Origin of the sequence: Flavobacterium branchiicola (genome assembly GCF_018383905.1) — a bacterium.
In the GTDB taxonomy this organism is placed as follows: Bacteria; Bacteroidota; Bacteroidia; order Flavobacteriales; family Flavobacteriaceae; genus Flavobacterium; species Flavobacterium branchiicola.
The window spans coordinates 165,998-179,790 of the sequence record NZ_JAGYWA010000003.1 but is presented as its reverse complement, the minus strand read 5'-3'; the positions used below and the strand labels follow the sequence as shown (position 1 = coordinate 179,790).

The following is a 13,793-nucleotide window of genomic DNA, read 5'->3' as shown; positions in this document are numbered from 1 at the left end:
TTTTAGGAGAGTTAAATTACATTTAACAAGCATTTGCATGAATAACAAAAGAAAAAGTATAATTCGGATTTTATCAGGAATAAGTTTTCTAATTTTCTTTTTACCCTTTTTTCAAATGTGTTCAGATCAAAATATAAAAGAAGGCTCTTCTTTTATAAAAGTGTATTCGCACGCCAAAACCAAAAAGAATAAAGAAATTGCATTTAAAGAAGCAAAAAAAGGTTTCTCATTAAGTGGTTATGATTTAGCAATGTCATTTGAATCAGTATTTTTTTCCTTTACATTGATTCTCTTTATTAATATAACTCTTTTAGTTTGTTTTTTTAGAAATCATTATAATCAATTATTCCTGTGCTTTTTAAATATCGCATTGATAATATTATCACTTGTAACTGTTTCTATATCATTTTGGTTTTTTTCGCAAATTAGATATGGATTTTATTTATACATAATTAATTCATTGGCATTGTTTTACTTCGTATATAAAGAACAAGAAGCGTTATAAAAATAAAACTTCTGTTGATTATTAAGGGTTTGAAATGTTTTTATATTCACTTAAAGAAATTTTAAAATAGTATGAAATTAAAGTTGATTATCCTATTTACCGTATTACTTATATCATGTTCATTTATAGGGTTTAAAAATCAATATATTAATACTGGTTTTTCTGAAACGTGTTTAAAAATTAGCAGTGAATATGCAACGCAATATGATCATGGAAATGTGTTGAATAACAAAACTAAAAAGTTTTTAGGTTTACCGGAATTTAGTAAAATATTAAAATCGGTTTCAAAATACGATTTAGATAAAAACGCAAAATATATAGTTGAGAAAAGTAATCTGGGGAAAATCGAAAAGATAACCTGGAAAAATACTGCAAAAAAGATTGAACTCAAAAGTCTCGAAAAAATAACTTTTAAAACTGTAATTGAACAAGAATTTAGCGGAGGAAAATATAGAAATGAATTTAAAATTGTTGATTACATAATAACTAGAAATGTAAATCCAAAGAAAATACATTTAAGAATAGCGGAGAATGAATTTGAAGAAATTACAATTGACGATGTGAAATATATTGGGTTTTTCGAAAGTAGGTTATTAGGAATTGATGATGCAGAAGAAGAGTTAGATAATCTGTTAAATAAAAAATAAGAAGGAACTTACCATAAAACACCATTTTAGTTTCTAAAATCGAAAATGCTTTTTCCATCATAACGATACACTCCGTTCATAGACCCAAACCAAATATTTCCATCATGAGTCTCCAGAATACCAAAAAGGCCGTTTCCGCCTGATTTAATTTCAGTTACAGCAGGTTTTTTATCAGATAAAGATTTTTCGTCATATCGAAAAAGTGCCCAAACACCGCTATTATCCTTTTGTGAACTAGTCCAAATATTTCCCTCTTTGTCCTCCATTATATAACCAACAAAATTCTTTGTAAAATTGGTAAATGTATTGCCATTATAACGCCAAAGACCATCGGGGCCGCCAAGCCAGATATTCCCCTTTTTATCTTCGATTAAAGTACGGACATTTTTGAAAGGTTTGTTATTATGCGTGAAAACTGAAAATGTATTTCCATCATAAGTAAAGGTGTTATTTCTTGTTGCAAACCAAAATTTACCCTTTTTGTCTTCAATAATCGCATTAACTTCATAAGGTTGTCTATTCAGGAAAGTTTTCCCTGTTTGATCCTCATTCATGTCATTTCCATTTATAATGAAATTTCGAAAGGAATTACCATCAAAACAACTTGCCCCTCCGGAAACACCAAACCAGATATTCCCTTTTTTATCTTCATAAATACTTGTGACTTCATTATTAAGAAGACCTTCTTTGGTTGTAAAATTCTGAAACGTTTTACCATCATAATAATAAACACCCGAACCTATAGATCCAAACCAAAAGTTCCCTTTTTTATCTTCTAAAACAGAAAAAAAGCGCGCTGGAATCAATTTACTTGTAATATTGGCAAAAGACTTTCCATCGTACCGAAAAACACCATCAAATGCAGCAATCCAAATATTGTTCTTTTTGTCTTGTATGATATTTCGGCTTATTGATTGAGACCCGTAGGGAGTAATTATATCTGTAGTCTTGTGATCGATAATGATTTTTTCTCCTTCTGGTTGGCTTTTTTTGCAAGAAGTGCAAAGGGCAAATATCAATAGTAAAGTATAAAAATGTAAATATCTCTTCATTGTGTCTGATATTGGTTTAGATTCTATTTAACCCGTTGGGTGAAATTAAAATATTATAAATTTTAACGCGGATTAGACCGATTCGTTATCACGAAAACGCGGACAAAAACGGATTTGTTTAAAGAATTAAAAAAAAATCCGTTTTTGTCCGCGTTTTTACGAAGTAAATCCGTTTTATCCGCGTGCTATTTTTTTTAAAGCAGCATTTTTAAATGTAATTTCACCCAACGGGTTCTATTTATATTAAAAATAGAAATAATTCTTAATAAATCATCAAATGGCTTTAATGGTTTTTAAGAGTCTGTTTATAAACCATTTTTAAGATGATTTAAATGAACTTTTTAAAAATTCCTGATTTATTCTTTTTTTCTTTTCTTCATCAATTTGCTTCCTATAGTAAAAAGACCAATTATTATTAAAAAATGAATCAAGTAAGACTTCGGTTCACCATTTCCGTTTATCACAGAAAAAACACGATTCCATCTAATTTTATTAATACCAGAGGCATTTTTTTCCCAGCTAAACCAAATAAATACAGGTTTGCCAATTATGTGATCAAAAGGAACATATCCCCAATATCTCGCATCAAGAGAATTTTGACGATTATCTCCCATCATCCAGTAATAATCTTGTTTAAAAGTATAAGTATTGCTTATTTTTCCATTTATTAGAATCTCTTTACCATTAATTTTTAAACTGTTATGTTCATATTCTTCGATAATACGCTTATAAAAAGGTAGTGTTTTTATGTTTAGTTGTATCGTTTTTCCCTTTTTAGGAATATAAATAGGTCCAAAATTGTCTACATTCCAACCTAAAGAAGGAATATGAGGAAATACATTTCCATCCTCACCTTTTGGCGTCAATTGTTTTGTAACTTTTGCTACAACAGGGTTTTGGGCTATTAGTTTAGCTTCTTCATCTGTCAATGTCAACAGATATCCACCTGTATTAGTAAGTGCAAAATATCCGTTTTCGTACTGTAGACCTTCTCTGGCGCCATAGGTATGTCTAAGCTCATCCTGGCTTATAGCCTGCCCTTTTGTATCAATTAAAAAATTATACTGAGGTTTTGCGCTTTTTGGCATTACTGATATTTTACCATTAATGTAAATATTTCCATCGCGAATTTCTAAAGAGTCTCCAGCGATTCCAACGCATCGTTTTACTAAGTTTGTTTTTTTATCAATTGGTTTATAATAGTTTCGATCCGGATGAAAATTATCCATATTTCGCAACGTGTCTGCCGGCTGATTAAAAACTACAATTTCATTACGTTCAATATTTTCAATTGCCGGAAGCCTGAAATAAGGCAGTTCAAACTTATTTAACCAAGATGTTTCCTTTTTAGTAAAATCATCATTGAACAAATAGGATTTTTTACCCAAAAAAGGAATTGAATCGTGCACCATTGGAAGTGCTACAGTAGTCATTGGTACTCTTGCGCCGTAATTAAATTTGGTTACAAATAAAAAATCGCCTGTATATAATGTTTTTTCTAATGATGAAGATGGAATCGTAAAAGGCTGTATGATGTAAGTGTGTACCAACGTAGCAACAATGATGGCAAATACAAGAGATCCTATTGTATCTTCTGCTTTAGATATTGGTCGTAAATCTCTATTTTCAAGATAAGTAAGATCTTTTGAAGTATAGTTTAAATATGCAATATAAAAACCTAATGTTAGCAAAACCAGTATTGTATCTTTTAGGGAATCTTTTCCAAAACTTCTAATGATTGCGATCCAAAATACAGGAATCATCAAAAGATTTATAATAGGAATAAATAGTAAAATCACCCACCAACCCGGGCGTTTTACAATTTTCATCATTACAATTAGATTATAAATCGGTATAAAGGATTCTATTGGTTTTCTTCCTGCTTTTATATAAAGTTTCCAGGTAGATAATCCATGGATGATTTGCATGATTAAAATAAAAACAAGCCATTGTGATAAATTCATATTTCTGAAGTTTTATTAGTTATTTTTTTTTACTCAATCTCTTTTGATTCAGTATATGTAGCTTTTTATATAATTTGTTACATAATTATAAAACATAAGAAAGGTGCGTTTTATAATCCAATTGCTTTTTAAGGAGTTTGGGGCTGTAAATTTGTGAAGGTGTAATAAAGTAAAAAAACGCCCTAATTTCTTAAGGAGTTCATATTAATTCAGTACTCGATTTTATACTCAAATAGAAATAATTTTTATGTATATCACATCAAATGATTTCGATTATTTAAACAAATTTTTATAAAACCAATTTGAATTTCTGTTTATCTAATCTTGACCTAATTAACTGGAATGAAGATATTTCTTATATTAGCCAAGAGGAAATCTACTGCATGGTTTAAAACTATTTTAACTTGTAATTGTTTCATATATTAATAATTGAATCACAATCTTAAAAATTAAAAAAATTGACAGATAAATATCTAAACTCAAAAATGAAAAAAGGTTATTGGAAAGGTCATTTTTTGGGTTTGCTACTTTGTTTAATTATCGCAATTTATACCTTAATAAAATATACTCCTGAGAATAATTCAAAAAACATTTGTTTGATTTTGTTTGTTCTGTGTGTAATAATTTCCGTTTTTATTTTATTCAATTTATTTTCAATAAAAAGATACGGAATCATAGAAAACAGGTTAATTCAATCTTCCCTTATAAGAAATGAAAAAAAAGTTTACGACCTCGATGATATTGTAAGTTGGACTGAAAAACAATTAAAAGGAAAATTTAATAAGTGGGAACAAATAATATTATATTTTAAAAATGGAGAAAAAACAATAATATCAAGTGACTATTTTGAAAATTATTCTGAAATAAAACAACAAGTCACAAAAGATAAAAAACGGGATACTGCACGGGAAAAATTAACAGAAAGAAAAAGGGAAAAAGAACTAGCTATTATCTTTTTGATAATCAGCTTTTTTCTCTTTTATGGCGCATATGATGCTTTACATATTGAGGATATAAAATCTAAAGACATAATTGTTTTTGGTGATATTACATCAGGAAAAATTGAATATGTAAAAAGTAAACACAGCTATATTAATATCAGAATAGAAAAATATCCTGATTTGGTTTTCCATATAAGTAATAAGAATTTAAAAGCAACTTTTGTAAATGATTTATTGAGTACTGTAAATAAGGGAGATTCTATATTTCTTGGTATTAATAGAAAAGATTATCGGGAAAAATTAATAAAGATTGATTCGCTATCAATAAGTGATAAGTATTTCTTTAATGAAAATATTGGTATTGAAAGTATTAGATCAAAAAAAAGTGATTTTTTAAAATTATCAGATAATAATCTAAATAAATCAGAAAGCAAATATTGGAATTCTTTTGTACTTGGACTTTTTGGAGTCTTTTTCTTTTCAATTTCTATATTTGGTTTTTATAAAGAAAAAAAACAGAATTAAGAGAAACATAAACTTGTTACTATTATTTTAATCAGAAAGAGGCAAGTAAAAAAAAAGCACTGAAAATAATTGATTTTCAGTGCTTTTTCGATTCTTTAAAATTTACTTATGTTATCTCAATTGAGTTGTATCTACTCTTGTTGGCGTATCTTTTCCACTAATAATAGTAGAAGAACTTATTGCAATTGATTTTATTATTTGGGTCATGTTATCAATGTCTAACGTTTCAAATTCGTCATCGACTGTGTGATACGTTAGTTCATTATCCATTTTTGAAGTAGAAATGGTATGAGCGGGAACACCAAGCTTGGCTAATGTAGCGTTGTCTGAGCGGTAAAATAATTGTTGATCTGGATAAGGATCTGAATAAAAGGTGAAATTTGTTCCTGTTAAATTAGTTTGCAAAATCTGTCCCATATTCGACTTTTCAAAACCTGTGATGTAAGCAGAGTTTTTACCCCACTTAGATTCTGTTCCAATCATTTCAATATTAAACATCGCAATAACTTGTTCCGGGACAAGCTGTTTAGAAAAATATTTGGCTCCATAACCACCAATTTCTTCCGCTACAAATGTGGTAAAAATGATAGTACGCTCGTTGTTATTTAGTTTTTTAAAATATTTAGCAAGCATAATTACTGCTGTTGTTCCAGCGGCATCATCATTTGCACCATTATAAATAGAATCTGTCGCAGAATGTGGCGTACCTTCTTCAGGAGATCCTACTCCCAAATGATCATAGTGCCCTGAAAAAATCACATACTCGTTTGGTTTCGTTTTTCCGGGTAATATGCCAACAACATTATTCAATGTTTTTTTTGAGATTGTATTCGTTAATTCAACCGAAAAAGTGGTTGCTTCTGTGGTGCCAAAAACAAACATAATCGTATTGTTTCCAGGATTAGCATTTATTCGATCAATATGTTGAATATTTGGTAAAACATTATCAAATGAAGGGTCTAATAGCACCAAAAGGTTTTTCGAACTTTTATAATATTCATTGAATTTCTCACCAAGGTTATCCCTTTTATTGATTTTTACAATAGAAATATCGCTTTTTTCAGTTAAAGAAACCTGAGGAAGGTAGGAGAATGTAACAACTTGATTGTTATTTATTTCTTTGCCATCAATAGTAATTTTTGAAGAAACCGCCTTGGAGGCAGTCAACGAAAATTCTTGTCTGTAATTCGTCGCTGCATTGAAGGTTTTCAAACCAATTTTTTTAAACTCAGATTCTATAAAGGCGGATGCTTTGTCTATACCGGGAGTAAAAGTTCTTCTACCCTGCATATCATCGGCAGAAAGTATTTTTTCTATACGAGTTACTTCCTTATTCGTAATGATTTTATCAATCGATTGTCCATGCACATTAAAACATTGACTTAGAATAAAGATACTTACAATAATTTTTTTCATATTTTACTTTTAAAATAACATTTTGGTTAAGCCAAAAGTACAATTTTATCAGTTGTTTTGCATTTAGGAATGGCTTTTATCTTAAGAATTTTAAGCCGATCAAAAAAGAAATAGTAACGTAATTGTTATTCAAAATATAAAATAAATTAAGCCTTTGAGTGGAATTGAAGTGCATATGTTGAGAAAGAATCAGATGATTTTTACTTGATTTCATGCTCAGGTTTTATTAAAATTATTCTTTTAGTTTAGCATAAATGTCAAGACTTATAAACTCGTCATTTTTAATTTCACAGTTTTTCATAGTTCCTTCGTATTGAAAGTCCAGTTTAGCCATTGCATTTTTACAATTTTTATTTTCCGATTCAACAAATCCTTCAATTCTATTAAGTTTCAGATGGTCAAATCCATAGTTACAAATTAATGGCATTGCCTCTTTCATAATTCCTTGACCCCAAAATTCTGAAAGTAACCAAAAACCGATTTCGGCTTTTTTATGTTCTTTGCTCCAATTATTTAGTCCGCCTGCGCCGTAAAATGTGCTGTTATCAGCTGAGCAAACAGCAAACCAAATTCCCGTATCGTTTTTTTCAAGGTCAGCAAAAAATATCATTTGTTCATTAGTTGCTTCCAATGTTTCAAAACTTACGCCATAGTATTTAATAATTTCCGGATGTGAAAGTCCTTTGAAAACATTTTCAAGATCGCTATCTGCAAATTGTCGAAGTAAAAGCCTTTCGGTTTTTATTATTGGAAATTCTTTCATCATACTTTTTACTCTTTTTATGAATATTGGTTTTTGTTGTCGTAAACTGACGACTAAATTATATATCTATCTCATTATGTTTGATATACAATATATAAACAATAAAATTTATAAAAAAGGATATAAAGCAAAAAACTCCAAAATCATAAGACTTTGGAGTTTATAAGGTTTCTTTCTGCAAATATTATTGTATAATAATTATTTATTAAGCAATTTCTCAAGCCTCATCATCATTTCTTCTTTCTCCTTCAACATTCGCTCGTATAAAGCAATTTTTTCTTCGTGAAGTTTAATGAACTGATCAATTTGATTAACCGTTGAGTTGTAAAATACCGACGCAGGTTGTTGGCAATTATCAAAAGTATTAGAAATAATATTTATCGCCTGTTCTTCATCAAAATTCTGAAAAGCTTCAACAGGAATTTTCAAAACTGCTGAGATTTGTTTAAGCAAATTTTCTTCAATTACATCCTTTTGCTCTAGCATAGAAATTTTCTTCTGGTTCCAGTCTTCGCCCAGATCATAAGCTAATCCTTCCTGTTTTATGTTAAGCATTTCTCTAAAACGTTTTACGTTTCTTCCCTGATGTATTTTCTGTTCCATAAATAAGTATTAGATTTCTAATTATCAAATATAAGAAAAAACTCCAAAATCATAAGACTTTGGAGTTTTTGAAATTTTGTGGGCGATGAGGGGTTCGAACCCCCGACCCCCTCGGTGTAAACGAGGTGCTCTGAACCAGCTGAGCTAATCGCCCTATTTTACTAGGTTGCTATCATTTCGTGATTGCGAGTGCAAATATACAGCTTGATTTTGTATTTGCAAGTGTTTTTATAAAAAAAATAAAATAATTCTATATAATCGTACTTCTCTGCGTTGTGTACCACTTCTTGCGCATTGTAAATTTAATTTATATCCTTTTAAGTTGAGCGTTTTAAAACTGTTTTTACTTTTTAGTAGTTTTTGAGTCGTTTCTTTCCGTGCTATCGAAGTTTCAATTGTTTTTATATTTCTTCATCCATGTATTTCCAATATTCTAATCCATATTTTTCCATCAATAAATGACGTTTCTTAAGATGATTAGATATTGTTTCAAAATCTTTTTGATTACATAGACCTAGTTTTGTGTGAATTTTAGGTCGTGTATCTCTAAGAGTTTCTTCTTTGTGTAAATTGAAAAATATTTTTGGTATTTCATTTTCAAAACTAAAAACCAACAAGTGCTTGTGTCCATCTTCAACAGTATCGATTGGTACCCAGCCCTCATAAATTGACTGAGTTAAAATGAATTTTTCTAAAACAAATTCATCTGGATTGTCATAGTTAAAAATACAATCAAATTCTTTCTTTAGCTTTAAATCTGCATAAGCATAAAGGGCAAAGACAATAATTTCATTGTCTTTTTTTTTCCAGGTTATGTATTTTTGATATAATTCATTTTTATCGCGATTTGTAAATCGTCTGATTGTTTCCTTTTGTGATAATTCAATTCCTTTGTCTGATAAGTATGTGTCACAGAATAAGAATCGTTCGTTTTTTTTGCAATCTTCTTCATTTCTCATTTGAACTTTTTTTATTAAATAAAGATTTCTCGTGAGTCCAAAAGTATATAATAATGAGCATAAAAAACTCCTTAATTTCTTAAGGAGTTTCTTGGTGGGCGATGAGGGGTTCGAACCCCCGACCACTTCCGATGAAAAATCGGAATGCTTTGAACCAGCTGAGCTAATCTTTTTTAAAAACTAGTTCCTGAATTTTAATTCTGCTTTTCCAGGATTTAATCTGTAACTCTCTTTTATGTGCGAGTTCTTTGCTTTCATAATTTTCTGTGTAAACAACTTTCCAATCATTTGTATTTCCGGTAAAGCCTTTGCTTTTTTGATTGTGTCTAATTAATCTTGCTTCTATATCGGAAGTAAATCCAATGTAGAATTTATTCTTGTGTTCACTAAATAATATATAAACTGTAAAATTCATAAAAAGGATATAAAGCAAAAACTCCAAAATTATAAGATTTTGGAGTTTTTGGAATTTTGTGGGCGATGAGAGCTTGTTCCGATTTTTCATCGGAAGGTTCGAACCCCCGACCACTTCCGATGAAAAATCGGAATGCTTTGAAACCAGTTGAGCTAATCTTTTTTAAAAACTAGTTCCTGAATTTTAATTCTGCTTTTCCAGGATTTAATCTGTAACTCTCTTTTATGTGCGAGTTCTTTGCTTTCATAATTTTCTGTGTAAACAACTTTCCAATCATTTGTATTTCCGGTAAAGCCTTTGCTTTTTTGATTATGTCTAATTAATCTTGCTTCTATATCGGAAGTAAATCCAATGTAGAATTTATTCTTGTGTTCACTAAATAATATATAAACTGTAAAATTCATAAAAAGGATATAAAGCAAAAAACTCCAAAATCATAAGACTTTGGAGTTTTTGGAATTTTGTGGGCGATGAGGGGTTCGAACCCCCGACCCCCTCGGTGTAAACGAGGTGCTCTGAACCAGCTGAGCTAATCGCCCTATTTTACTAGGTTGCTATCATTTCATGATTGCGAGTGCAAATGTACAGCTAGATTTTGTATTTGCAAGCATATTTTAGAAAAAAATGAAATACTTTTTGAAGATATTTTTTACTCATCTCAATTACAGCTTTTTAAAAATTAAATAAAAATTACGTTTTAGTTAATTTTAGTTAAAAACAAGCGTACAACGGCGTAATTTAGAATAATCTTTTGTAATCATTGGCTATAGTCATACATTTGCATACCTTAATTGTATATTCCAATGGCAAGATTTCAAGAAAATGATTTACCGAAAGCTAAATTAGACTCTAACTCCCTTCAAAAAGCACTTAAAATTTTTAAATACGGTAAAAATCACAAATGGAAATTCTTCCTGGGTTTGATTTTTCTTTTATTAACCAGCGCCACTGCCCTCGCCTTTCCTAAATTAATGGGAATGCTTGTAGATTGTGTTACCAATAAAAATCTTGCAAGAGCAAACGAAATCGCAGTTGGACTAATGGGAATACTGGTACTTCAGGCTATTTTCTCTTTTTTCAGGATTTCACTTTTCGTAAATTTTACCGAAAATTCATTATCAAACATTCGTTTCGCTTTATATGAGAACTTGGTAAAGCTGCCAATGTCATTCTACTCGCAAAAACGTGTTGGGGAATTAAACAGTAGAATTAGTGCTGATATTTCGCAATTGCAGGACACATTTACTACAACTATAGCAGAGTTTTTACGTCAGTTTATTTTAATTATCGGAGGATTTGTAATCTTAGGAAGCATTAGTCCAAAACTGACTTTAATGATGCTGGCAATCGTTCCAGTTGTAGCAATTGCAGCCGTAATCTTTGGAAGATTTATTCGTAAATACGGAAAAAAAACACAGGATAAAGTTGCGGAAAGCCAGGTAATTGTTGAAGAAACACTGCAGGGAATAAGTAACGTAAAAGCATTTGCCAACGAATGGTACGAGATTCAGCGTTATAAAAACAAAATCAAAGAGATTGTAAAAATCGCGATCAAAGGCGGTCAATACAGAGGTTATTTTGCTTCGTTTATTATATTATGTCTTTTTGGTTGCGTGGTTGCTGTAGTTTGGTACGGAATTACATTAACTATTAAAGGAGAAGTTGAAGGCGTTGGAGATTTGATCTCGTTTGTTCTTTATACTACTTTTATTGGCGCTTCTTTTGGTGGAATTGCCGAGATGTATGCGCAAATTCAAAAAGCGGTTGGTGCAACCGAGCGTGTTTTTGAATTATTGGAAGAAACTCCGGAAGCAATTAATGCAAATCAGCACGCTTCTATTGAGAAAATAAAAGGAAATGTTGCTTTTAAAAACGTTGCTTTTCATTATCCATCAAGAAAAGAAGTTCAGGTTTTAAAAGATGTTAATTTCTCTGCTGAATTTGGACAAAAAATAGCGATTGTAGGTCCAAGTGGTGCCGGAAAATCTACTATATCATCTTTACTTTTAAGATTTTACGATATCACTTCAGGAGAAATTCTGGTTGACGGAAAAAACATCTACGATTATGATTTAGAAAATCTTCGTGGTAATATGAGTATTGTTCCGCAAGATGTAATTTTGTTTGGAGGGAGTATTAGAGAGAACATTGCTTACGGTAAACCGGATGCTTCAGATGACGAAATTATAGCTGCTGCCAAACAGGCAAATGCATTTAACTTTATAGATGGTTTTCCTGAGAAGTTTGAAACTTTGGTTGGAGAACGTGGAGTTAAATTATCAGGCGGTCAGCGTCAGCGTATTGCGATTGCAAGGGCTTTGCTTAAAAACCCAAGTATTTTGATTCTGGATGAAGCGACGTCGTCTTTAGACAGTGAAAGCGAAAAACTTGTTCAGGAAGCGCTTGAAGTATTAATGGAAGGAAGAACAAGTATTATCATTGCGCACAGATTATCGACTATTAGAAATGCAGATAAGATTCTTGTTTTAGACAATGGAGTAATTACCGAAGAAGGAACGCATCAGGAACTAATCAATCTTGAAAACGGAATCTATAAAAACTTAAGCAACTTACAGTTTAGTAACTCTTAGTTAAATTCCAATTTTTTAAATTCCAAATTTCAATTAAAAACTTTATTTCAAACCCGACAGGTTTTTAAAACCTGTCGGGTTTAATTTTTACGTAACAAAAAAACTCCAATCAAAAGATTGGAGTTTTTTATATGTATAAATTGAATACTAAGAAACTGTGTACTGAACACTATTTCCCTTTTCTTCTTTTACGTTCTGCTTTAATCATAGATAATTCGCGGCTTGTTTGTCCGGCTACCGAAGTATTTTCTTCTGCACGACGAATTAAGTATGGCATAACATCTTTTACAGGACCAAACGGAAGGTATTTTGCAACATTATATCCATTTTCAGCTAAGTTATAACTAATGTTATCACTCATTCCGTATAATTGCCCGAACCAAATTTTGTTATCATTTTTTGCGATACCTTTTTCAGCCATCATTTCCATTAATTTGTATGAACTCAATTCGTTGTGAGTTCCAGCAAAAATGGACATTCTTTCTAAATGCTCTAACATATAATGTACAGCAGCATCGTAGTTTACGTCTGTTGCTTCTTTAGAAACACAGATTGGAGAAACATATCCTTTTTCTTCCGCTCTTTTGTTTTCTTTTTCCATATAAGCACCACGAACTAATTTCATTCCAATATAGAATCCTTCAGCTTTAGCTACTTCATGCAATTTTTTTAAATAATCCAAACGATCCCAACGGTACATTTGCAACGTATTAAATACGATTGCTTTCTCTTTATTGTATTTACGCATCATTTCGGTAACCAAATCATCTGCAGCATCCTGCATCCAGCTTTCTTCACCATCAATTAATAAGGCAACATCTTTTTTATGCGCTTCACTACAAATTTTATCAAAACGAGCTACTACTCTATCCCATTCTGCTTGTTCTGTTGGAGACAAAGTTTGTTTTTCTCCTAATTTTTCATACAACTCAAATCGACCCAAACCAGTTGGTTTAAAAACAGCAAACGGAATAGCGAGTCTTTCTTTTGCAAATTCCACTGTTCTCAATGTCATTTCCAAAGCTGCATCAAATTGCTCTTCTTCCTCTTTTCCTTCAACTGAATAATCTAAAACAGACGATACACCTTTAGTAAACATTTTGTCAACTACAGAAAGGCAGTCGTTTTCGTTGACACCACCACAAAAATGGTCAAAAACAGTTGCTCGTATTAATCCTTCTACTGGTAAATGAGCTTTAATTGCAAAATTAGTTACAGCAGTCCCTATTCTTACTAAAGGCTCACTGTCAATCATTTTGAAAAGAAAATAAGCTCTATCAAGTTCCGTATCACTCTTTAGGGAGAATGCAACTTGTGTGTTATCGAATATCTTTTCCATTAAATTTATTTTTTATGCAAATATATAGAGTGTTTTGAATATTTTTCACTAAATGATATGATATTTTTTCATT

Annotated in this window: 12 protein-coding genes and 2 tRNA genes; 3 read left to right on the top strand and 11 right to left on the bottom strand. The window is 30.8% G+C overall.

All coding sequences use genetic code 11. The features are described from left to right. Positions 1–576: 576 nt before the first annotated feature. Positions 577–1,152, top strand: a complete 576-nt coding sequence (locus KHA98_RS07845) for a hypothetical protein (RefSeq protein ID WP_213256986.1) — start codon at positions 577–579, stop codon at positions 1,150–1,152. A 26-nt stretch (positions 1,153–1,178) separates the two neighbouring features. On the opposite strand, the gene KHA98_RS07840 is transcribed toward KHA98_RS07845, so the two are convergent. Both KHA98_RS07840 and lepB read right to left on the bottom strand, forming a co-directional pair. Beyond that, the gene (locus KHA98_RS07840) at positions 1,179–2,204 is read right to left on the bottom strand and encodes a ligand-binding sensor domain-containing protein (protein WP_213256984.1); all 1,026 of its coding nucleotides are present in this window, start codon (positions 2,202–2,204) and stop codon (positions 1,179–1,181) included. Positions 2,205–2,560: 356 nt separating this feature from the next. Beyond that, entirely contained in the window at positions 2,561–4,168 is a 1,608-nt protein-coding gene (lepB, locus tag KHA98_RS07835; protein ID WP_213256982.1) for a signal peptidase I, read from the bottom strand. Between the two features lie 485 nt (positions 4,169–4,653). Here lepB and KHA98_RS07830 point away from each other — a divergent pair, with 485 nt between their 5' ends. Next, complete coding sequence (locus tag KHA98_RS07830) at positions 4,654–5,634, top strand: hypothetical protein (protein WP_213256980.1); 981 nt, start codon at positions 4,654–4,656, stop codon at positions 5,632–5,634. Between the two features lie 111 nt (positions 5,635–5,745). On the opposite strand, the gene KHA98_RS07825 is transcribed toward KHA98_RS07830, so the two are convergent. The 8 genes from KHA98_RS07825 to KHA98_RS07790 all read right to left on the bottom strand — a co-directional run bounded on the left by KHA98_RS07825 (position 5,746) and on the right by KHA98_RS07790 (position 10,329). Continuing rightward, a complete protein-coding gene (locus tag KHA98_RS07825; RefSeq protein ID WP_213256978.1) occupies positions 5,746–7,050 on the bottom strand; it encodes a M20/M25/M40 family metallo-hydrolase in 1,305 nt (434 codons plus the stop codon). Positions 7,051–7,282: 232 nt separating this feature from the next. Then, a complete protein-coding gene (locus KHA98_RS07820) occupies positions 7,283–7,816 on the bottom strand; it encodes a GNAT family N-acetyltransferase (protein ID WP_213256976.1) in 534 nt (177 codons plus the stop codon). A gap of 195 nt (positions 7,817–8,011) precedes the next feature. Beyond that, positions 8,012–8,416 carry a helix-turn-helix domain-containing protein gene (locus tag KHA98_RS07815; RefSeq protein WP_213256974.1) on the bottom strand — a complete coding sequence of 135 codons (405 nt, stop codon included), beginning with the start codon at positions 8,414–8,416 and terminating at the stop codon, positions 8,012–8,014. A 79-nt stretch (positions 8,417–8,495) separates the two neighbouring features. Next, positions 8,496–8,570, bottom strand: a tRNA-Val gene (locus tag KHA98_RS07810). Positions 8,571–8,817: 247 nt separating this feature from the next. After that, the gene (locus KHA98_RS07805) at positions 8,818–9,375 is read right to left on the bottom strand and encodes a hypothetical protein (protein WP_213256972.1); all 558 of its coding nucleotides are present in this window, start codon (positions 9,373–9,375) and stop codon (positions 8,818–8,820) included. A 163-nt stretch (positions 9,376–9,538) separates the two neighbouring features. Further along, the gene (locus KHA98_RS07800; RefSeq protein ID WP_213256965.1) at positions 9,539–9,790 is read right to left on the bottom strand and encodes a GIY-YIG nuclease family protein; all 252 of its coding nucleotides are present in this window, start codon (positions 9,788–9,790) and stop codon (positions 9,539–9,541) included. Between the two features lie 152 nt (positions 9,791–9,942). Further along, positions 9,943–10,194, bottom strand: a complete 252-nt coding sequence (locus KHA98_RS07795; protein WP_213256965.1) for a GIY-YIG nuclease family protein — start codon at positions 10,192–10,194, stop codon at positions 9,943–9,945. A 60-nt stretch (positions 10,195–10,254) separates the two neighbouring features. Beyond that, a tRNA-Val gene (locus KHA98_RS07790) sits at positions 10,255–10,329 on the bottom strand. 264 nt (positions 10,330–10,593) lie between these two features. Between KHA98_RS07790 and KHA98_RS07785 the strand changes: the two genes are divergently transcribed. Beyond that, positions 10,594–12,381, top strand: a complete 1,788-nt coding sequence (locus tag KHA98_RS07785) for an ABC transporter ATP-binding protein (RefSeq protein ID WP_213256963.1) — start codon at positions 10,594–10,596, stop codon at positions 12,379–12,381. Between the two features lie 169 nt (positions 12,382–12,550). On the opposite strand, the gene KHA98_RS07780 is transcribed toward KHA98_RS07785, so the two are convergent. Beyond that, positions 12,551–13,720 (bottom strand): proline dehydrogenase family protein, encoded by a 1,170-nt coding sequence (locus KHA98_RS07780; RefSeq protein ID WP_213256961.1) that lies wholly within the window; start codon positions 13,718–13,720, stop codon positions 12,551–12,553. Positions 13,721–13,793: the final 73 nt, after the last annotated feature.

Excerpts from the sequence above, each read along its gene's own strand:
- KHA98_RS07845 (WP_213256986.1), top strand. The coding sequence starts at position 577 with ATGAAATTAAAGTTGATTATCCTATTTACCGTATTACTTATATCATGT.
- KHA98_RS07840 (WP_213256984.1), bottom strand. The coding sequence starts at position 2,204 with ATGAAGAGATATTTACATTTTTATACTTTACTATTGATATTTGCCCTT.
- lepB (WP_213256982.1), bottom strand. The coding sequence starts at position 4,168 with ATGAATTTATCACAATGGCTTGTTTTTATTTTAATCATGCAAATCATC.
- KHA98_RS07830 (WP_213256980.1), top strand. The coding sequence starts at position 4,654 with ATGAAAAAAGGTTATTGGAAAGGTCATTTTTTGGGTTTGCTACTTTGT.
- KHA98_RS07825 (WP_213256978.1), bottom strand. The coding sequence starts at position 7,050 with ATGAAAAAAATTATTGTAAGTATCTTTATTCTAAGTCAATGTTTTAAT.
- KHA98_RS07820 (WP_213256976.1), bottom strand. The coding sequence starts at position 7,816 with ATGATGAAAGAATTTCCAATAATAAAAACCGAAAGGCTTTTACTTCGA.
- KHA98_RS07815 (WP_213256974.1), bottom strand. The coding sequence starts at position 8,416 with ATGGAACAGAAAATACATCAGGGAAGAAACGTAAAACGTTTTAGAGAA.
- KHA98_RS07805 (WP_213256972.1), bottom strand. The coding sequence starts at position 9,375 with ATGAGAAATGAAGAAGATTGCAAAAAAAACGAACGATTCTTATTCTGT.
- KHA98_RS07800 (WP_213256965.1), bottom strand. The coding sequence starts at position 9,790 with ATGAATTTTACAGTTTATATATTATTTAGTGAACACAAGAATAAATTC.
- KHA98_RS07795 (WP_213256965.1), bottom strand. The coding sequence starts at position 10,194 with ATGAATTTTACAGTTTATATATTATTTAGTGAACACAAGAATAAATTC.
- KHA98_RS07785 (WP_213256963.1), top strand. The coding sequence starts at position 10,594 with ATGGCAAGATTTCAAGAAAATGATTTACCGAAAGCTAAATTAGACTCT.
- KHA98_RS07780 (WP_213256961.1), bottom strand. The coding sequence starts at position 13,720 with ATGGAAAAGATATTCGATAACACACAAGTTGCATTCTCCCTAAAGAGT.